This window comes from Priestia sp. 10L35 (assembly GCF_056395685.1).
The window spans coordinates 1,034,843-1,053,655 of record NZ_JBFTKA010000001.1; the positions used below are offsets into that span (position 1 = coordinate 1,034,843).

General features: G+C 39.4%; 22 protein-coding genes and 1 riboswitch. Of the genes, 10 read left to right on the forward strand and 12 right to left on the reverse strand.

Annotated elements, in window-relative coordinates; translation table 11 throughout:
- Positions 1–11: 11 nt before the first annotated feature.
- Both AC1DEF_RS05325 and AC1DEF_RS05330 read right to left on the reverse strand, forming a co-directional pair.
- Positions 12–653 (reverse strand): pyridoxamine 5'-phosphate oxidase family protein, encoded by a 642-nt coding sequence (locus tag AC1DEF_RS05325; protein WP_097823146.1) that lies wholly within the window; start codon positions 651–653, stop codon positions 12–14.
- Positions 654–777: 124 nt separating this feature from the next.
- Positions 778–1,023 (reverse strand): hypothetical protein, encoded by a 246-nt coding sequence (locus AC1DEF_RS05330; RefSeq protein ID WP_013058531.1) that lies wholly within the window; start codon positions 1,021–1,023, stop codon positions 778–780.
- Between the two features lie 306 nt (positions 1,024–1,329).
- On the opposite strand from AC1DEF_RS05330, the gene AC1DEF_RS05335 reads away from it, so the two are divergent.
- The 3 genes from AC1DEF_RS05335 to AC1DEF_RS05345 all read left to right on the forward strand — a co-directional run bounded on the left by AC1DEF_RS05335 (position 1,330) and on the right by AC1DEF_RS05345 (position 3,675).
- Positions 1,330–2,340, forward strand: coding sequence for an aldo/keto reductase (locus tag AC1DEF_RS05335; RefSeq protein ID WP_043978513.1), 1,011 nt, complete (start codon positions 1,330–1,332; stop codon positions 2,338–2,340).
- 197 nt (positions 2,341–2,537) lie between these two features.
- A riboswitch (purine riboswitch) is annotated at positions 2,538–2,641 on the forward strand.
- Positions 2,642–2,738: 97 nt separating this feature from the next.
- Positions 2,739–2,876: a hypothetical protein gene (locus tag AC1DEF_RS05340; protein WP_477727310.1), complete on the forward strand. Its 138-nt coding sequence runs from the start codon at positions 2,739–2,741 to the stop codon at positions 2,874–2,876.
- Positions 2,842–3,675, forward strand: coding sequence for a 5'-methylthioadenosine/S-adenosylhomocysteine nucleosidase (locus AC1DEF_RS05345; protein ID WP_477727311.1), 834 nt, complete (start codon positions 2,842–2,844; stop codon positions 3,673–3,675). Before AC1DEF_RS05340 ends, AC1DEF_RS05345 begins: the two co-directional genes overlap by 35 nt.
- A gap of 139 nt (positions 3,676–3,814) precedes the next feature.
- Here AC1DEF_RS05345 and AC1DEF_RS05350 read toward each other — a convergent pair whose 3' ends face one another.
- The 5 genes from AC1DEF_RS05350 to AC1DEF_RS05370 form a co-directional block, all read right to left on the reverse strand.
- Positions 3,815–4,549, reverse strand: coding sequence for a class I SAM-dependent DNA methyltransferase (locus AC1DEF_RS05350; protein ID WP_097823145.1), 735 nt, complete (start codon positions 4,547–4,549; stop codon positions 3,815–3,817).
- Positions 4,550–4,800: 251 nt separating this feature from the next.
- A complete protein-coding gene (locus AC1DEF_RS05355) occupies positions 4,801–5,526 on the reverse strand; it encodes an AbrB/MazE/SpoVT family DNA-binding domain-containing protein (protein WP_097823144.1) in 726 nt (241 codons plus the stop codon).
- Between the two features lie 468 nt (positions 5,527–5,994).
- Positions 5,995–6,150, reverse strand: a complete 156-nt coding sequence (locus tag AC1DEF_RS05360) for a hypothetical protein (protein WP_014458731.1) — start codon at positions 6,148–6,150, stop codon at positions 5,995–5,997.
- A 144-nt stretch (positions 6,151–6,294) separates the two neighbouring features.
- Positions 6,295–6,495 carry a hypothetical protein gene (locus tag AC1DEF_RS05365; RefSeq protein ID WP_141425866.1) on the reverse strand — a complete coding sequence of 67 codons (201 nt, stop codon included), beginning with the start codon at positions 6,493–6,495 and terminating at the stop codon, positions 6,295–6,297.
- Between the two features lie 22 nt (positions 6,496–6,517).
- Entirely contained in the window at positions 6,518–7,036 is a 519-nt protein-coding gene (locus tag AC1DEF_RS05370; protein WP_097823143.1) for a ferritin, read from the reverse strand.
- A 281-nt stretch (positions 7,037–7,317) separates the two neighbouring features.
- On the opposite strand from AC1DEF_RS05370, the gene pgaC reads away from it, so the two are divergent.
- The 5 genes from pgaC to AC1DEF_RS05395 all read left to right on the forward strand — a co-directional run bounded on the left by pgaC (position 7,318) and on the right by AC1DEF_RS05395 (position 12,182).
- Entirely contained in the window at positions 7,318–8,574 is a 1,257-nt protein-coding gene (gene pgaC, locus AC1DEF_RS05375) for a poly-beta-1,6-N-acetyl-D-glucosamine synthase (protein ID WP_097823142.1), read from the forward strand.
- Positions 8,532–8,993 (forward strand): poly-beta-1,6-N-acetyl-D-glucosamine biosynthesis protein PgaD, encoded by a 462-nt coding sequence (gene pgaD / locus AC1DEF_RS05380; protein WP_097823141.1) that lies wholly within the window; start codon positions 8,532–8,534, stop codon positions 8,991–8,993. Before pgaC ends, pgaD begins: the two co-directional genes overlap by 43 nt.
- On the forward strand, positions 8,990–9,856 hold the full coding sequence (locus tag AC1DEF_RS05385; protein WP_097823140.1) for a polysaccharide deacetylase family protein: 867 nt from the start codon (positions 8,990–8,992) through the stop codon (positions 9,854–9,856). The genes pgaD and AC1DEF_RS05385 overlap by 4 nt, the downstream gene beginning before the upstream one ends.
- A 378-nt stretch (positions 9,857–10,234) precedes the next feature.
- Entirely contained in the window at positions 10,235–11,950 is a 1,716-nt protein-coding gene (locus AC1DEF_RS05390; RefSeq protein ID WP_043978537.1) for a putative bifunctional diguanylate cyclase/phosphodiesterase, read from the forward strand.
- 82 nt (positions 11,951–12,032) lie between these two features.
- Positions 12,033–12,182 carry a hypothetical protein gene (locus AC1DEF_RS05395; protein WP_016765142.1) on the forward strand — a complete coding sequence of 50 codons (150 nt, stop codon included), beginning with the start codon at positions 12,033–12,035 and terminating at the stop codon, positions 12,180–12,182.
- A gap of 24 nt (positions 12,183–12,206) precedes the next feature.
- Here the strand turns inward: AC1DEF_RS05395 and spoIIP are convergent, their stop codons facing one another.
- Positions 12,207–13,391, reverse strand: coding sequence for a stage II sporulation protein P (spoIIP, locus tag AC1DEF_RS05400; RefSeq protein ID WP_097823139.1), 1,185 nt, complete (start codon positions 13,389–13,391; stop codon positions 12,207–12,209).
- Positions 13,392–13,580: 189 nt separating this feature from the next.
- On the opposite strand from spoIIP, the gene AC1DEF_RS05405 reads away from it, so the two are divergent.
- Positions 13,581–13,733, forward strand: coding sequence for a hypothetical protein (locus tag AC1DEF_RS05405; protein WP_013058513.1), 153 nt, complete (start codon positions 13,581–13,583; stop codon positions 13,731–13,733).
- A 26-nt stretch (positions 13,734–13,759) separates the two neighbouring features.
- On the opposite strand, the gene AC1DEF_RS05410 is transcribed toward AC1DEF_RS05405, so the two are convergent.
- Positions 13,760–14,146, reverse strand: a complete 387-nt coding sequence (locus AC1DEF_RS05410) for a VOC family protein (protein ID WP_043978541.1) — start codon at positions 14,144–14,146, stop codon at positions 13,760–13,762.
- A 172-nt stretch (positions 14,147–14,318) separates the two neighbouring features.
- Between AC1DEF_RS05410 and AC1DEF_RS05415 the strand changes: the two genes are divergently transcribed.
- Positions 14,319–14,846 carry a YcxB family protein gene (locus AC1DEF_RS05415; RefSeq protein ID WP_097823138.1) on the forward strand — a complete coding sequence of 176 codons (528 nt, stop codon included), beginning with the start codon at positions 14,319–14,321 and terminating at the stop codon, positions 14,844–14,846.
- 62 nt (positions 14,847–14,908) lie between these two features.
- Here AC1DEF_RS05415 and AC1DEF_RS05420 read toward each other — a convergent pair whose 3' ends face one another.
- The 3 genes from AC1DEF_RS05420 to pruA all read right to left on the reverse strand — a co-directional run bounded on the left by AC1DEF_RS05420 (position 14,909) and on the right by pruA (position 18,441).
- Positions 14,909–15,712 carry a YwqG family protein gene (locus tag AC1DEF_RS05420; protein WP_097823137.1) on the reverse strand — a complete coding sequence of 268 codons (804 nt, stop codon included), beginning with the start codon at positions 15,710–15,712 and terminating at the stop codon, positions 14,909–14,911.
- 172 nt (positions 15,713–15,884) lie between these two features.
- Entirely contained in the window at positions 15,885–16,799 is a 915-nt protein-coding gene (locus tag AC1DEF_RS05425; RefSeq protein WP_097823136.1) for a proline dehydrogenase family protein, read from the reverse strand.
- A 73-nt stretch (positions 16,800–16,872) separates the two neighbouring features.
- A complete protein-coding gene (gene pruA, locus AC1DEF_RS05430) occupies positions 16,873–18,441 on the reverse strand; it encodes an L-glutamate gamma-semialdehyde dehydrogenase (RefSeq protein ID WP_097823135.1) in 1,569 nt (522 codons plus the stop codon).
- Between the last annotated feature and the right edge of the window lie 372 nt (positions 18,442–18,813).

Here is an 18,813-nt window from a genome sequence, read left to right on the forward strand (position 1 = left end):
TAAAAGCCGCATTATAGCGGCTTTTTTTCATAGAGGTGCTGAGTTTTGCTTTCTTCGGGATTGTTGCGGCTTTCTAGGGTAGAAAAGCCTGCGTGTTCTGCGACTATTTTAGCTGCGGAAGGAAGCGTTTCGACTCTTTCCCAAGATGCTGGATTCCACAGCTTTGATCGCTTGAATGCTTTGCTGCAGTGGAGAAAGCATTCTTGTACTTCGACGCCGATAGCGAGCAGCGGAGTTTTATTGTGAACCGCCATTGTTTCAAGCAGCGCTTTTTCTTTTACAATGCAAGCTTTGCCGTTAATCCGCAGTGTTTCTTCTATGCCTGGAATCAAAAAAAGCAGCCCTATTTGAGGATTAGATAAAATATTTTCCAATGAATCTACTTTTTGATTGCCGCGCCTCTCTGGAATCAATAGCCTTTTCTCATCGACGACTTGTACAAAACCAGGGTGATCCCCCCGCGGAGAACTGTCGCAAATTCCTTTATAATCAGCTGTAGCGATGATAACAAAAGGAGAATGTTTAATAAATTCCCGGCAGTGTCGATCTAAATAAGAAATTATTTTTTGATGCGCCAATTTGTTAGGCGCGCCGACTATATGGCGAAGCTCTTCCTTCGTTTTGACTTGTTCTTTAAAATGACTGTTTTCCATTCCTTTTTTCACTCCTACTTTTTGCGTATACTGAAAATACCATTTTTACATGTGAAATACTATATTTTTATATTTAAAAAACAGAAAAATCAGTATATTAAAATGGAGTAGAAGTGCTATAACGCTAGCTTCGGTCTTTTTTTAAATTTTTGATTGCGTTATCAAATATGTCATTAACCGTCTTCATATGTTCGCTGACGAGATGATTCGAGTCTTTTTCTCGCTGGCGCATGTCTTTCAACAAATCATCCATATCATCTAGCAGACTTTGAAAATATTCATCTTTTTGTTCTTCTTTCATTGTGGAATCGTCCATTTCATCAAGCTTATCGAGCTTATCTTCAATTTTTTTGAAGTATTCATCTCTCAAGAATCTCACCTCATTTATAAAGTAGCTTTCTGCTTATTGTATGCAAAATGTTTGTTTGCATGAGTAAGAAGTAGAAAGTACATAAATAAAAGGAGAGTCTGAAAAGCTCATTTACTCCTTAGTAGGTTACTTTTTAGTTCCCATATTACTTTGAAGTGCGTACTTTTTTTTATTGTGTATATGCTTCATAATAAATTTTGTCAGGAGATAATATGACATTTAATGAATAGATCAGTCGTTGAGTTTACCTTCATACTGATCAATTTCTAAAATAGAATTATAAAAATTTCAGGAGGTTTTATGAATATGAGAGAGATACTACAAGGAAAACTAGGTTTTGGAACGGCACCTCTGGGCAATATGTATCGTAATATTCCAGAAGAAGAGGCCATTGCGACGGTCGATGCAGCTTGGGAAAGCGGCATCCGTTACTTTGATGCAGCTCCTCTTTACGGAGCTGGCTTAGCCGAGATACGCCTTGGTGAAGCACTATCAAAAAGAAATCGCGATGAGTATGTGCTAAGTACGAAAGTAGGTCGCGTTATTTCAGATGAACTAGAAGACACATCTTCACGTGATATGGGAGAAAAAGGCGGGCTTTTTGAATTTGGCCGTAAAAATAAAATTATCAATGACTACAGCGCAGATGCCACTCTTCGTTCGATCGAGCAAAGCTTAAATCGTTTAAAAACAGATCGCTTAGACTTTGTGTATATTCATGATGTTGCGCAAGATTTTTATGGAGATGAGTGGGTAGGACAATTTGAGTCTGCTCGAACGGGCGCATTTCGTGTGCTTACACGTTTGCGTGAAGAAGGAGTTATTAAAGGATGGGGACTTGGAGTAAACCGAGTAGAGCCAATTGAAATCATGCTGGAGCTGGAAGAAGCAAAGCCGGATGTCTCGTTGCTAGCTGGCCGTTACACGTTATTAGATCATGAGCGTGCGCTGCAGCGAGTAATGCCCGAAGCCGTAAAGCATAATATGGACATTGTTGTCGGCGGACCATACAGCTCAGGCGTTCTTGCTGGAGGTACGCACTTTGAATATCAAAAAGCATCTTCAGACATTATGGCAAAAGTAGAAAAAATCAAAGCTATTGCAGATCGTCATCAGATCAGCATTAAGGCTGCTGCTGTCCAATTTTCACTGGCTAATCCAGCGGTTGCCGCTGTTATTCCTGGTGCTAGTCGTCCTGAGCGTATTGCTGAAGATAAAGCAGCATTAAACACAGTAATTCCGGCAGCCTTCTGGGAAGAAATGCGTGAACAGAAGCTTGTAGCTCCTCATGCACCGCTGCCAATTAACGTGAAGTGAAGGTGGAAAGATAAATATAGGTTTTCAGTAAGTATAAAAAGTGTCTCGAAGTTTCGGTTTTGAGACACTTTTTTTGTATTGAGATAGAAATTAACAAAAGATTCAGCAGGTTTCAATCATAAAAACGAACGTTTAAACAATTTTTTAATTAAAATATTCGTCTATGTATTGAATAACCATTTTGTATTTGATACATTTAGAAAGTGAAAAATATTACTCGTATATGCTTGGAAATATGGTCTGAGTGTCTCTACCTGGTTCCCATTCAAAGAACTGGACTACGAGTTAAAGTGTAAAAACGTTCGGTTTATCAATACATACATGTTATTCCGTGCTTAACTTCTTATACTTTGACTCTAAAAAGCTTAGAAAATCAAAAGTGTTATAGGTTTTTTCTTTTGTCCAATCATCGAGTGTATGAAACAACAAAACGAAATGGAGTGAAAGTAACAATCTATGAAGAACAAGATGCTAAAAACAGGGGCTTTACTTACTATTGGTATGATTTTATTATTATCTGTACTTGCCGGGTGTAACGCAGCTTCAAAAAAGGAAGCCGGAGATAAGCAGAAGCAGAAGCCTATTATTGTTCAAGGGCCGATGCCGATAGAAGCGCAGAAATTCGCTAAAAAATTAGAAAATGTAAAAGAAGAAAAGTCGGGGAATTTTGTTTTTTACAAAGGAAGTGTCGATAATTATCCGGTTATTGTAGTTAAAACGGGAAAAGGAATGGAAAACACGGCAGCTGCTACAGCGATAGCTATAGAAAAATACCATCCTAGAGCAATTATCAATCAAGGAACATCAGGCGGACATGATGAAAATCTGAACGTGTTTGATATTGTATTAGGAAAGAGAACAACGAATATAGGCTCTTTAAAAACAGGCGATAAAAAAGAAGGCGAAGGAATGGATCCTGCTGCGTGGAAGCCGATGGATTTAATGGCTTCTGAAGGAAGCGCTGGTGAAGATCCTGATGCTGAAAAAGCTCGCTATTATGAAGGAGATAAGAAGTTACTGGCGGCTGCAAATGCAGTAAAAGATACATATAAAAAAGGAAAAGTGGTAGAAGGAACGATAGGATCAGCGGACACGTGGAATAACGAAGTGGATCGAATTAAGTGGTTCCATACTAAGTACGGGACGTCTGTAGAAGAAATGGAAGGCGCAGCGGCAGCACAAATTGCAGGAAGCTATGACGTTCCATTCTTAGGTATTAGAGTGCTATCTAACAACAAAGTAAACGGTGGAAAATATAATCCAAACACAGCAGCAGCTTGCCAAGACTATGTTTATGAAGTAATTAAACATTATATTAGCACAAACGCTAAGTAAATCTTTCTTTAAAAAAGCATCAGACCCTTTGTTTCCTTAACAAAGGGTTTGATGCTTTTTTGGTCAAATAATTGAAAATGACTACGCATGGATTCTACCTATAGAAAGACTAGTTAAGATCTTTCTTAGTATTTTTAGTTTATCTGTTCTTCACGCCGCTCATCAGTAAAAACAAAGGAATACGCATTCGCCGCTCGTAAGTTTCAGCGCTGTCGAAATGTTCTTTTTGAGGGCATGCTTCTTTTAAATTTGTAACGGTGAATCCGCTTTGCTGCATCAAAGAAAAGTACTCTTCAAGCGTGCGATGATACTTTTGAACGTATCCGCCCATCCAGTGCTGCTGACGGAATCCCATTGAGAAGTAGTTATCCACGGTCCAGTTTGTGCGCAGAGCAGAAGGCTGCAAAGTGGAAGTAATGACTGGATGTTCCACAGAAAAAATAAATCTTCCTTCAGGTTTGAGTGCTTGATTCACTTTAGCGAAAATGGAGGATAAGTCTTCCATGTAGTGGAGAGACAGTCTTGCAGTAACCAAATCGTATTCGGTGCGTGGTGGAGTATAATGCTCCATCGATTCATGGAGCACTCTTGCATTTGGATAGTTTAAAAGCTGTTGCTGAGCCGCGTTTATCATATTGATAGAGCCGTCTACTCCGGTATAAGAGAAACATCCCTGTTCAAGAAGCTCCGCACCAAATCCAGCGTTTCCGCACCCTAAATCTAAAACGTTTGCATCTGTAACATCACCTAGAAGCTGTAAAATGGCCGGTTTTTCAATCGTATCGTTGGCATTTTCTTTTTGCTGCCGACGTTTTGTATAGGCCAAAAACGTCTCGGCGTTATCGTAAAATTCAGCTCCTGTTGAGATCTTCAACTAAATCAGCCTCCTCTATGCAAAGTACCTCATTATACACATATATTGAAATTATTTACAAATATTTTGATAGATATGGAAATGGTTTTTTTATTTTGGAAGTAGTGCTATTATGTGGAGTAACCGGCTTGTACACGTTTACGGAAGATAAGTCTAAAAGCTAAGAGTTGAGTATAGAAAGGGTCAGTCTATGCGTAACTCTTAGCTTTTGCTTTGAAGCCGTAGGAAACCATTTGTTTTTGGCGTCGTTCTTATTTCGGTGATTTTTCAACAATTGCTGCGTCTATTTGCTGAGATAATACGCTGCTAATCTCTTTTTCACTCTCCACTTTTTCTAAAATGAGCTGCTTATTACCTGTCTTGATTTTTAACATCGTACCTGAGTGGATGGAGAAATCATCTCGCAGCTTTTTAGGAATAGTAAGTCGAAAACGGTCATCAATTTTTCGAGATTGAGCCGTAAATGTTAAAGTCGTTTTCTTCCCAAAACTCATTTCATATTTTTGAATCACAATGTTATTTTCTTTGTTAATAAAAAATTGAACCTCCATGTTTGCATCCAATTCCACGGACGTTAAAAGTTCAGAAGTGAGCTGAATCTGCCGGCCGGTTAATGTTGCATAATAAGGAGGAGCCACCGCAGGTTTTTGTGAAAGCGCTATCGATTTTTCGTCTCTTTTTTTCATAACAATTTGCTGTTCTACCACGTATAGTTCTACATAATCAAAGGGCTTAAGTTCATAGTCATCTCGCAGGGATTTTGGGATGACTATTCTACCCATATGGTCAATTGTTCGAATGAAGATATGAGAAGGAACCGGGACATTTTCATCATGATGATCGATAATAATCCAATCATCACAGCTCCGCAAAAAAACTTTGTCGTTTGTCTCGAGTTTTGTTAGTTGCATAAACAAAGAAGGAAGGGATACTCTTCCCATTTCGTCAATTATACACTCTTCTTTTTTTGTACGCATCTTGCTATTTAATCCTTTCTAAAAACATTTTAGATGGGGTATGTTACTTAAATTACACAGCATTTATTTCTTTGTCAAATGAAGCAAATGAGTATTTATTCATCCTACAGATTGAGAAATACAGGAAGTTTGACATCATTCAGTAGATGCACAGCTGTCCCATGTAAAAGGTAATCATCTGAAGAAAACAGTTAATCTGTTAATTAGAAAAGCATAGAATAAAAGCGTTTTTCTTTCTTTTGATTTTATTGTCAGAAACAAAGGTTTAAAAAGGAGCTTCCTTCCTTTTCTAAAGAGTAGGTTTTTTATTAACAAAATGCAGCCCGATTTACGCTGAATGATGAATAGATTTATGCATATTAAGTCGAGAAAAAAATTTCAAGCGGAGCTTTTTTTACTTGTTTTGAAGAGCAGTTATAGTCGAAGGATAAAGAAAAAAGCTCAAAAAAATGAGCTTTGAACCAATTTTTATCGTTTTTCAACCAGCAGTAAGATGAAGGTAGCAAGCGGTCCTAAAGCAAGAGATAATAAGAACCAGTTCAGACCCGTTCGATTTTTACCTTGTGCTAATCCGGCATTAATTAAAGCCAGCGTTCCCCATCCTACAACGTATTGATTATCCATATGACACCCCGCTAATAATTGTTTCTTTATTTGATTAACAAAACCTATATTAGCATAAATATCCATATTTTTGATTGGAATTCCTGAATTAGGGTGGAGAAACGGTGAATTTCTTCAAGAAGCAAGGTTCTTATTCTCCTTAACTTAGTGAAGGTAGTAGTGAATAAGAGAAGGGTGCACGTAGTAGACGTGAACATATTGAGGTCGATGATAGTGAAGCTGATGCATATATTGATTCATAAGCCTTTGAATGGCGTTATACACATTAGGCGGATAGCCATAATAGCCGTGGTGAATACCAACTCGAAACAAGGAAACGGGCGTCGTGTTATTGGTTCTGCACATTGTGCTACACTCTTCTGCGCTTTTAACCTTGCGCAGTTGCTCCACCCGCTGGTGCAGCTTTCCGCTGTCCTAGTTCTTGATCGAGTATAAAAATAGCTGCAGGGTTATTTTGGGCGATTTTTAGACGGTCTACAATCGTTTGAGCTTGAGCTTCTTCGTCGACTTGTTCTCGTAAAAAGTCCTGCACGATGACTAACGTTTGAGGGTCATTCGCTTGGCTGATAAATTGAAACGCTTGACGATAAGAATTCGTGACGAACTTCTCATGCTCCAATACTTTTTGAAACGTTTCTAACGGTGACCCAAACTCACTTGGCTGAGCAGGCAAAGAGCTTAATTCTACCGTTCCGCCGCGGTCAACTAAGTAGTCAATAAGTTTTAGCATATGAGTGCGTTCTTCTTCAGACTGCAGACGCAGCCAGCTGCCCATTCCTTTATAGTTTAATCGATTCATATAGTTAGACATAGCTAGGTATAAAGTCGAAGAGACGTGTTCAAGTTGAATTAAGTTATTGAGCAGCTTTTGAATTTGTTCGTTCATATTTGTTATTCCTCCTTAGGGAAAAGGGTTCTTTCATATACTACCTGCAACCATCACGCTTTTAATCTATAAAGATACTATATGTCACTTCTTTAAGTAGGTAACTTGCCCATCCTTTATTGGTGCTTCTTACTTACATTTAAGGGTTGTATAATATAGGAATAAAAGTAGTTTAAAAGTATCTTTTTTTAGATGGTTAAAATTACTATGTTCTATTTAACCAATTTAGTGATAAAATTGTCACTCTGTGCAATTTTAATTGGTGTGAAGGAGTCAGAAAAATGAATATGCAACACGTATTAATACCTGGATTTGAAAAGCTTGCGAGCTTTGTTTTCTGGTATCCATTTATTATGTCTTTATTTTGGATTGCAGGCACGCTTATTTACATACGCTATCGCGACCGAGATCCTAAAGTTGATTTTTCAACAATTGAATGGCCGCTAGTGAGCTTTTTAGTGCCTTGCTATAACGAAGAAGAGACGATTGAAGAAACGCTTAAGCACCTTTTGGCGTTAGATTATCCGTCTAAAGAAATCCTCCTTATTAACGATGGCAGTACGGATGGAACAGCTGCTATTTTAAAGGAAATCAGCAGAAATCACCCTGAAGTTCGTGTGATTCAGCTTTATGAAAATAAAGGAAAAGCCAACGCGTTACATTTAGGTGCGCATGCATCTAAAGCTGAGTTTTTAATCTGCTTAGATTCCGACGCTATTTTAGATCAAGACGCTCCATATTATCTAATCCATCATTTTCTTCATAAAGGGGAACGGCTGGGAGCCGTTACCGGAAATCCGCGCATTCGAAACCGTAATACGCTGCTGAGCCGCATTCAGCTAGTTGAGTATTCTTCTATTATCGGTTCTATTAAACGAACACAGCGAATTTTAGGAAAAGTAATGACGGTCTCAGGCGTAGTAGTAGCTTTTCGAAAGAAAGCACTTGTGGACGTCGGGCTGTGGGATCGTGACATGATTACGGAAGATATCGCCGTGAGCTGGAAGCTGCAGCAGCGCTTTTGGGATATCCGCTATGAACCGCGGGCATTGTGCTGGATGCTTGTGCCCGAAACCTTAAAAGGAATTTGGAACCAGCGAGTACGCTGGGCTCAAGGCGGACAAGAGGTAATGCTTCGCCACTGGAAAGTGTTATTAAAATGGAAGCAGCGCAGAATTTGGATTGTATACCTAGAGCAGTGGATCAGTACCCTTTGGTCATTCGCATGGCTGTTTGTGACTATCATGCTGCTTGTTACGGCGAGCAGCCCCCAAGACATGCTGTTTTGGTTTACGTTTACGTCATTTTCCCTGGTGTTTATGAGCTTAATTCAACTGTTTATTGCGCTGAAAATTGATTCAAAATACGACAACGTGAAGCGGTATTACGTATGGGCTGCATGGTACCCGGCGCTTTATTGGATTGTGAATACGATTGTGGTAGTGGGCGCATTTCCTCGTGCTATCAGATCTAGAGTGAAAGGAGGCTATGCTACATGGAGCAGTCCAGACCGCGGCTTAACGAAGAGCAAATCATGATTCAAGCCAAACAGCCTCTTGCTCGATTAGTGATAAGCATCATTGTTTCCTCTGTTTTTTGGCTCTATTGTGCCATTGTTCTTTGGTTTTTCCTTTCAGCTGTTATCGGCGTAAATGACCGTTACAGCGGGGTATTAAAAATTGCGTTCAAAACGACGAACGGCGAAATTCGAACATTTTTAGTAATTGGACTCGCTATTTTTTGCTTCTTTTTCCTGGCTCTGTTTTTATGGAGATCCTACAACAAAAAGAGATTTGGAAGCTTAAACCGACGAAAAGAGCCGGCGTATACGAGTATTAAAGATTTAGAGCGTCTTGAGCTTTTATCCAAGGATCAAATTCAGGAGCTTCAGCGTGCACAGTACATCGAGTTTGACGTTAATCCGTTAAAACATACTGAAGAGAGGAAGCACGTATGAAGAAATATGTATTCTTTCTTTTGATTGCGGCAGCGGTAGTTAGCTTTATTTTCTTTAAAGTAGTGAACTGGGAAGACAAGGCGAAAGCAACAACGACCGTGGAGCCAGCGCTTGGGACGAACGGATGCTTAGGCTTAAATTATCATCGTGTGCGCAAGCATAATTGGTTTAATCGAGTTGTCAGCTCAGTTACAAAGTCTGACGAACTGACAGAGTACAGCGTCTACAGCAATGATTTTGAACATCAGTTAAAAAAGCTGAAGGAACTTGACGCTACGTTTGTTACGCCAAAAGATATTGAAGCGTATCAGCAAAAAGGCACGTTTCCAAAACGCTGCGTATGGATTTCATTTGATGATATTGACCGTACTGTTTATCAAAACGCGTTTCCCATTTTAAAAAAGGAAAACATTCCGTTTACGCTATATGTAATCGCAGGACAAGTGGGAGCAACGGATTTTCAAAATTTAAACATGGCTTCGTGGAGTCAGCTAAAAGAAATGAAAGACAGCGGCCTTGCGACAATCGGTTCGCATACATATGATATGCACCGTTTAGAAGAAGACAAGCCTTTATTTCTGACGCCTGCTAAATACAGCGCGTTTGCTGAAGACTTACGAAAAAGCAAAGAAACGATTAAGAACCATTTAGGAATAGACCCAGTTTACTTTGCATATCCATACGGCAATACAAATGATGACGTAGCTAAGATTGTGAAAGGTGCTGGTTTTCACCAAGCAGCTATCTTAGCGCCGCATCTTATTACAAAAGATAACGACCCGTATTATCTGAACCGAATTGTTGTATACAACAAAACCTTTCAAAACTTTATTCTCCCGTGGCTGACGCGTACGAGCACGTAAGAAGAAAGTGTGAAAAGCCTCTGTCTAAAGCAGGGGCTTTTTTTGTTCACCATCAAAAGGTATGTCGATTAAGTGAAGAAAGTACACTTTCATTTCTATAAAAATCATTTTAATGGTACCATAGAAAAGTTGTGATAAAAGACATGGATAAACGAAACAATCTATCAATTTTTTCACGAACTTCTTGTAAGAAGTTTGTGAAGGTGAAAAGAGGAAAACAGTGATCCTACGCTTGCTATTTTAATAATGTAAGGTAACCGGACAGATTAATTCGTTATCCGTTACTGGTTAATTTGTATTCATTATTCACGATTCCTCTCTATCATTTCGTCATGGGTTTTGTTTTATCGTTAAAATTTTGATAAAGGTGTATAGGCTATGGAAAACAGGCATTTTGAATATAAATTTAAAGAAGCGCTGAAAAAACTAAATGATATTGAACTTGCGTTAAATGAATCATCAATTGTAGCGATTACGGATAGTCGCGGATTCATCAATCACGTGAACGATAAATTCTGTGAAATTTCTAAGTACGAAAGACATGAGCTTCTCGGTCAGGATCATCGTATTATTAATTCGAAACATCATTCAAGCTTGTTTTTTAAAGAGTTATGGAGCACGATCAGATCCGGTAAGGTATGGCACGGAGAAATAAAAAATAAGGCAAAAGACGGTTCGTACTACTGGGTGGATACAACCATTGTTCCTTTTTTAGATGAGCGGGGTAAGCCGTATCAGTACGTATCGATTCGCAATGATATTACAAAACGAAAAGCATATGAAGAAAAAATTAAGCAAATGGCTTATTATGATCCGTTAACCAATTTGCCTAATCGCTATTGGTTAAACAAGCAGCTGAAAAAACTGCTTTTAAATCGGGAATCTCCTGAACTGTTGGCCATTTTATTTTTGGATTTAGACCGCTTTAAATCAATAAATGATACGCTTGGCCATCATCACGGCGATGTGCTGCTGAGGCGCGTAGCAGAAAGGTTAAGAAAATGTATTCCTTCCTCTGATTTTATCTCGCGGCACGGGGGCGATGAGTTCATTTTAGTGCTGCATTCACTACAAACTGTTGAGGAAATTGAAGAAATGACCGAGCAGATTGTAAAAGAAATGTCGCTTCCTTTTTATATAGACGGAGATAAAGTGCTAACCTCTACAAGCGTTGGTATCAGCCTATTTTCAAAGGAATGTCAGCAGCATATTATTCCAAAAGACGCAGATGAACTAATCGACCGGCTGATCAAGCAAGCAGATATTGCGATGTATGTAGCAAAACGGAATGGACGAAACACATATGAAATGAGTTCGTCTTCATCTAATGAACGAATAATTAAAACAATCAGCATGGAGAATGAGTTAAAGTATGCGCTAGAAAGAGAGGAATTTCAGCTCGTTTATCAGCCGTTAATCGATTTGAAAACGTCTGATGTCATAGGGGCAGAAGCGCTTATTCGCTGGAATAGCGCAAAATTTGGTACCGTCTATCCAAATGAATTTTTGCCTATTTTAGAAGAAGTGGGTCTAATTGTGCCGGTTGGCAAGTGGGTGTTGGAAGAAGCGTGTAAGCAGATGAAAGCATGGACGGAGCTGAATTCACAAGCGAGTAAAATAGGAGTGAACGTATCACCTATTCAGCTGAAGTCCTCACGATTCGTAGCGGAGATGGAACAAATTTTGAAAAAAACGGGCCTTGAGCCGCACTTTCTGGAACTTGAAATCACTGAAAGCGTTATTCAAAACAGTCAAGAATCAAAAAAAGTGTTAAACCGTCTGCGGAGTCTAGGCGTAAAAGTGGCGATGGATGATTTCGGAACGTGCTATTCATCCCTTAGCTATCTCAAACACTTGCCGATTAATACGTTAAAAATTGATAAATCATTTATTGACGACTTAGACGAAGTTGGAAAAGTACTGGTGGAAACGATTATTCAAATGGGAAAGAAACTTAACTTTGATCTAACTGCAGAAGGAATCGAAAACGAAGAACAGCTGCAGTTTGTGACGGAGCAAGGCTGTCATATCGGTCAAGGCTATCTATTCGATAAGCCGCTTTCTCCCGAGGAAATGAGCCGTTTGTTGAAATGAAGGAAAATCCTATGTACGGAAAGAAGCTCTTTAATAGAGCTTTTTTTATGGTTTTTAATCGTATGTAAGGAGTGAGGAATTTGTGAAAGAGTACGTTGGAATCTGCACAGTATGTCAAAAGAACGTGTACTGTTTAGAGGGATTTTTAAACGGTGTGGTTGTTGAAGGGAAGCTGGTGTGCTTTGCGTGTGAAAAAGAGGAGAAGCGTGACTCTCATAAAAACAAAAACTAGCTACCTGGGGTAGCTAGTTTTTGTTTACTGCGCATTCACTTTTTCAGCTTGCCAGTAATACTCGCTGAACACATCAGAAAAAGCTTTGACGGTATTTGTGAGTTCTTCCATATTGTTATCGACGCCCCCTACTTCAATTAAAATGGAGCGGTCGGATAAGTCTTGATTATATAGCCCGTTATTGCCGCTTGTTTTCTTTTTGCTTAATACTCCGCGGCTAAGGCCTGGATATTTTTCCTCTAGTTTTTCATGGATCGCTTTGGCCATTTTCACGTTTTCATCAAATTTCGGGTTCGCTTCACCTAATACAATCATCATTTTAGCGTACGATTTGCCGTTGATAGCGGCCGTTGTTTTTTCTTGGCGCAGTGAATCACGATGAATATCAATTAAATAATCGACGTCTTTGTTTTGCTGAAGAGCCGTTTCCACGACGTTGCGAGACATCATATAGGCTCGTCCCGTACCCCAGCCTTTTTCATTCAGCTTTTGCGTCATATTAGTTGTATCTACTTCCGAACCGATTCCGTCTGCTTTTAATTCCATTCCTAGCATTTGACCAACGAGCGTGATGTTGGTTTTGTTATCAACGGCTTTATTTTCATTCGCTTCACCTTGCATACCAAGTAAAGGGAAATAAGATTCCCAGCTGTGCGTGTGGTAGATGTACACAACTTTTCTGTCTCCCGTACTTTGCTTGGCCTGTGCTTGAGACTGTTTTTTGCTTTCTTCGTACGTTTTGCTTTCAGCAGGATCCAAATCACGCTCCCCGGAAATGCTTTCGAGAGGAGGAGCCGATTCATGGGGAATCGTCGTATAATCCGTTCCTTCACCGGCTAATAGAATATGAGAATCAAAAATAGAAAAGCCGGGCAGTTCTGATCCAAATAGACTTCTTGTATCTGCCACGCGAATATTCGTCGCCAGCTGCAGGGCGACAGAAGAGAGAGGAGGCGGGGAGAAGTCTTCTTCAAAGGCATGAGAGAAATGATGGTTTTCCGTATGCATGAAGTAGAACAAGCTTTGGGCTTTATAATTTGATAGTGCTTGATAGACAACGTTTGAGCGCAGCGTATGCTGAAGGGTTGAATACGTGACGGTAAAAATAGCAGCTGATGTTAAAAGAACAAATAGTATAGCGATAATTAATGATTTATAAGAAAGGATCCAAAAAAGCTTTTTAGGCTTTTTAGTAAACTTGTTTTTCATAGAGTAAACCTCCTCTAATAAAATTTTGAAATCAGCGGATGAAAACTCTAAGAGGAGAATGTTATGTATCTACTATTTACTCTATTAAAAAGAAATAGAAATATGATAGAAACCATGATATTTCACACAACATAAAAAAGTTTATATTAGGGCATACTGTAAAAAACGATGCGTATTGGAGCTGGTTAGATGAACGACTCATGGGTTTATCATCATTTTATTAATACATTTTTATTTCCTTTAACAATGTTTGGTGTGGCATTTTGTGTGCTGGGGGTGTTGCTATACATGCTGTGGAAAGAAAAGCAAAAAGAAGGACCAAAAGAAAACAAGAGCTCTTAAATAAGAGCTCTTGTTTTGTCGAACATTCAGTTAGAAAAAGGGAGGTTCACTTTCTCTAAGAACTCCATTCGGTTGCCAAAAGGATCATCCACGTAAATTCTTTCGACATCGGGAATGTTTTTGTCTTCTATAAAAGAAATACCGAAGTTAGTCAGATGATCTTTGAACGCAGGGAGATTTTTAACGTGAAAGCCTGGATGCGCTTTTTTTGCGGGTGAAAAGGCAGGTTCAACACCAATATGCAGCTGATAAGAACCAAATTCAAACCACACGCCGCCGCGCTTTTTTAGACTTTCCGGCTTTTCGATTTCTGTTAAGCCAAGAACGGTTCCGAAAAAATGTCGTGCTTCGCTTTCTGAATTTGGGGGTGCAGCTAGCTGAATATGATCAATATGCGTCAGTGTAAAAGTCATAAACATTCCTCCTTAAATAGTAGAGTACTAGTTAAGTTTATGTGATGTATACGTGTAAAAAAATGACAAAAAGATGATGCTTTTCATAAGAAAAACTTATTATTTTATATACATATAACACCAAATGAGGTATATTTTATTTTGTTGTTATTTAGGAGAATTGGAGATTAATATGGAATATCACTATACGTTAACCAAAGATGATTACGTAGCTTTTAACATGCATCACGCTCAACATTCGGAAAGAGTACAAAAAGTGCTGAGAGTTCAGCGATGGATGTCGCTTATTTTTCTTCTTATTCCTTTGCTTGTTTCGTGGGTTGAAGGAGAATTTTTACTTGGCATGTTCGTAGCGTTTGCACTGTTTGCGGTGCTGTGGTTTTTATTTTATCCGAAGTACTTTTACGGAAGTATTAAAAAGAACATTGTAAAGGTAATAAATGCAGGAGATAACAGCAGTCTGACGGGTAAGCATACTATGATGGTTACGGAAGATGGCTTGGTAGAGAAAAGCTCAAAAGGAGAAGTGAAGACTCCTTGGTCAAGCATCACTCAAATTAGAGAAACCGATGAACATATCTTTATTCTTGTTAGCGCAATGAGCGGATACGTTATTCCTACAAGCACCTTTGCAGATGCAAAAGCGCTACAGCAGTTTAAAGAAACGCTGAATGCTGCAAGAGACGAAAAAACAGGCTGAGTAGTAAATAATAATAATGTGGAAAAACGCCCTCCTAGATACTTTTCTAAGAGGGCGTTTTTTTAACAGCAGTCCCAGTTGTATAGAACATCTCTAAAGTTGCGGTTGCGAAGGTCTTTTTCTTTAATAAAGAAATTCGCCACACCCGTATCACCAAACATAATATCCGCTTCGTCGTCCATGGCGAATTGAAGAAGCAGAACATCGTATGCTCGCAGCGCTTCCTCGTAGTCTCGAGGATCGCTTTGAGTGAAAAAAGCGTATCCGCCCATTTTATGATACTCGCCCGTAAGCTCATCCCAGTAGATTTCTTCCGTTTCTTCATCGTCAAATAAATCTGATTCTATATCATTATATCGATAGTCAGTAGGGGAAACGGGTTCGATTTTTATTTCAAACTGTAAGCCTACTTCTTGAGGAATAGGGAACATATCCCGGTCAATGTCTTCAAGATACGTAAAATCGGTTGTTAGCTTTTTTTCATCTGTGGTTACGTCTTCATAAAAAACGACGCGAAAGTCTTTTTGAACCGTAGGATGGTCAAAATCAAGGCCGTACATATCGCCCGTGCTTTCGTTATTAGCTCCGCAAATGAAAAATTGAAGCATGCCTTGAACGGGCATATTTTCATAGGAAGGTACTTCAGAAAAATTGATTTGTGCCATCAGGAGCATCGGCTTACCTTGAGAATCAAGAGGATGATTTGCTTCTAGAGGAAGGTAAGGGTTGCCGCCAAACTTGCTTTCATATAATTTTGGACTGTTCATAACCGTATTGATGTGGATGTAAGGCTTACATGTTTTTTCGATTTCTTTTCGGTAAGGTTCTAGCTTAGGAGGCAGTTCTAATTTTGATAGAGGATTCATATGTACTCTCCTTTTTGTTTGGAATAAAAAGAACGTTTGTTCGTATTTTTATTTTACCTTAATACACACTGAAAGAGAAGAGAAATCGTATAAAAAATCCCTTTGCAGGAGCATCTACAAAGGGCACAAAGAAATGATAGCGTTTTCATTAAGGGACTTACTAAATGACTGCTTATTTAGAAAAGAATCCTTTTAAAGCAAATGCGACGTTTTGCGGTCTTTCCGCTAAGCGGCGCATAAAGTAGCCAAACCAGTCGTTGCCAAATGGCACGTATACGCGCATTGTATAGCCTTCTTTTGCAAGGCTAAGCTGCATGTCTGTGCGGAATCCGTACAGCATTTGAAATTCAAACTGCGTGCGCGGGATGTTGTTTTTGTGAGCGAACTCTTTTACTTTTGCAATAATATTGTGGTCATGAGATGCAATAGCCGTGTACGTCCCGCTCAGCAAATGCTCTTCAATAATTCGCATATAGTTCTCGTCAATTTGGGCTTTGTCTTGAAACGCCACGGTTGGTGATTCTTGATACGCGCCTTTTACCAATCGAAGAGGAACGCCTTTTAGCTCTTTTACGTCTTGTTCAGCGCGGAACAGGTAAGCTTGAATAACCGTTCCAACATTATCAAACGTCTCGCGAAGCTCTCGTAAAATATCTAGCGTCATTTGGCAGTGAGCGTAGTCTTCCATGTCGATTCGGACAAAGTTGTCGTATTTTTTCGCCGTTTCAAGAATGCGGCGCATGTTCTCAACGCAAAAACTGCGGTCAATATCTAAACCAAGCTGCGTCATTTTGACAGATAAGTTGCACGCTACACCGGCTTGCCCCATAGCTTCCAGCGTTCTGACATTATATTGAGTCGCTTCGATAGCTTCTTCTCTGCTTGAAACAAATTCCCCTAAATGATCAAGCGTACAAACAAGTCCTTTTTCATTCAGTTCCCGTACTTTTTTGATCGCATGTTCAATCGTGTCGCCAGCTACCACTTGAGCTGCACCAAAGCGAAGACCCCATTTTTTCGCTGCTTTGTTTAGCGCTTTATTTTGGGAAGCGTGAAGAAACACATTTTTAGATACCTCTGCTAACATAAATATCTCCCCCTATAGAAAAAAATCCCTTGTTGTTTTAAGATAGAGCAGCCTAAGGCTGCTCTACTGAGTATTAAAGCGTCGTGCTTGTTGTTTTTGCTTGCAGGTGCAGAATCAAGTAATCAGGACCGCCAGCTTTTGAATCTGTTCCTGACATATTAAATCCGCCAAACGGCTGGTACCCAACGATGGCACCTGTACAACCGCGGTTGAAGTAAAGGTTTCCGACGTGGAACTCTTCTTTTGCACGTTCGATGTGCTCAGGCGTATTTGAAAGAAGGGCACCTGTTAAACCGTAGTCTGTATTATTAGCAATTTCCATCATATGATCGAAGTCGCGCGCTTTGCAGAATGCTACGACTGGGCCGAAGATTTCTTCTTGCATTAAACGTGCTTTTTCATCTACATCTGCAATGATCGTAGGCTGAATGAAGTAGCCTTTTGAATCATCTGCTTCTCCGCCCGTCATTAAACGGCCTTCTTCTTTACCGATTTCAATGTACTTTGTAATTTTGTTGAAAGAAGCCTGGTCAATAACAGGTCCCATATACGTGTTCACATCTTCAGGACTGCCCATTGTTAATGTTTTTGTCAGCGCAACTGCTTTTTCAAGAACGATATCGTATACGTCTTGGTGAACAACTGCACGAGAGCCTGCTGAACACTTTTGTCCAGAGAAGCCAAATGCTGAATATACAATAGAAGAAGCAGCTAAATCTAAATCAGCATCTTTATCTACAACGACCGTGTCTTTACCGCCCATTTCAGCAATAACGCGTTTTAGCCAGATTTGACCAGGCTGTACTTTTGCCGCGCGTTCATAGATGCGGCAGCCTACTTCACGTGAACCTGTAAATGAAACGAAGCGTGTTTTTGGGTGATCTACTAAATAGTCGCCAATTTCGCTTCCGCTTCCCGGCACGTAGTTCAGTACGCCGTCTGGAAGGCCAGCTTCTTTCATTACTTCTACAAATTTTGCTGCGATAACCGGTGTGTTGTTAGCCGGTTTTAATAGAACTGTATTTCCTGCTACGATTGCTGCTGCTGCTGTTCCTGCCATGATCGCTAACGGAAAGTTAAACGGTGAAATAATAACACCGACACCAAGCGGAATGTAGTTGAATTTATTTTCTTCACCGTCGCGGCTCTCCACAGGCGCACCGTCTTTTAGCTGCACCATTTGGCGAGCGTAGTATTCAAGGAAGTCAATTGCTTCTGCTGTATCAGCATCTGCTTCTTTCCACGGTTTTCCGGCTTCTTTCACAAGGTAAGCTGAAAATTCATGCTTGCGGCGGCGAATAATATCCGCTGCGCGGAAAAGAATATCTGCTCGTGCTTCCGGCGCTTCTTTTTTCCACGTATTAAAGGTAGAAAGTGCTACTTGCATTGCTTTTTCAGCCAAGTCTTGATCTGCTTTTGACACGCGGCCGATAACTTCTGTTTTATTTGCTGGGTTAATGGACTGAATTTGATCTTCTGTTGTAATTAATTCTCCGCCAATTACAAGAGGATAGTCCTTGCCAAGCTCTGATTGTACAAGTTCTAATGCAGATTCAAATGCATCTTTGTTTTGTGCAATCGTAAAGTCTGTGAAAGGCTCGTGTTTGTATTGTTTGATTTCGTTGATATTCATTGTGTTCATTTTCATTACCCCTTTTTTTAGAAAATTTTAAACATAATTAATATTCCAACACCCTATACCTGTATTATAATCACCTTATTATCGTTTTGTACATAGTTTTTTAACAAAAATGTTCAAAAAAATTTAAAAATAAACACTTTTGTTTAAAGAACCAATGAATCTATGGTTTTTATAGTGATTTTGAACAAAACGAAAAGAAAGGAGTGTCGGTAAAGTATAAGAAAAGATGTTTTGAAGTAAAGAATTACGATAGGGGAAAGAGTTTATCGGCAGTAAATAAAATGATCTTCCTCTCAAAAAAACAATAGACAAAGTTGTTCAATATAAATTATCATATAATTCGAAAAGTAATTTTTGTCGAATGAAGCTATC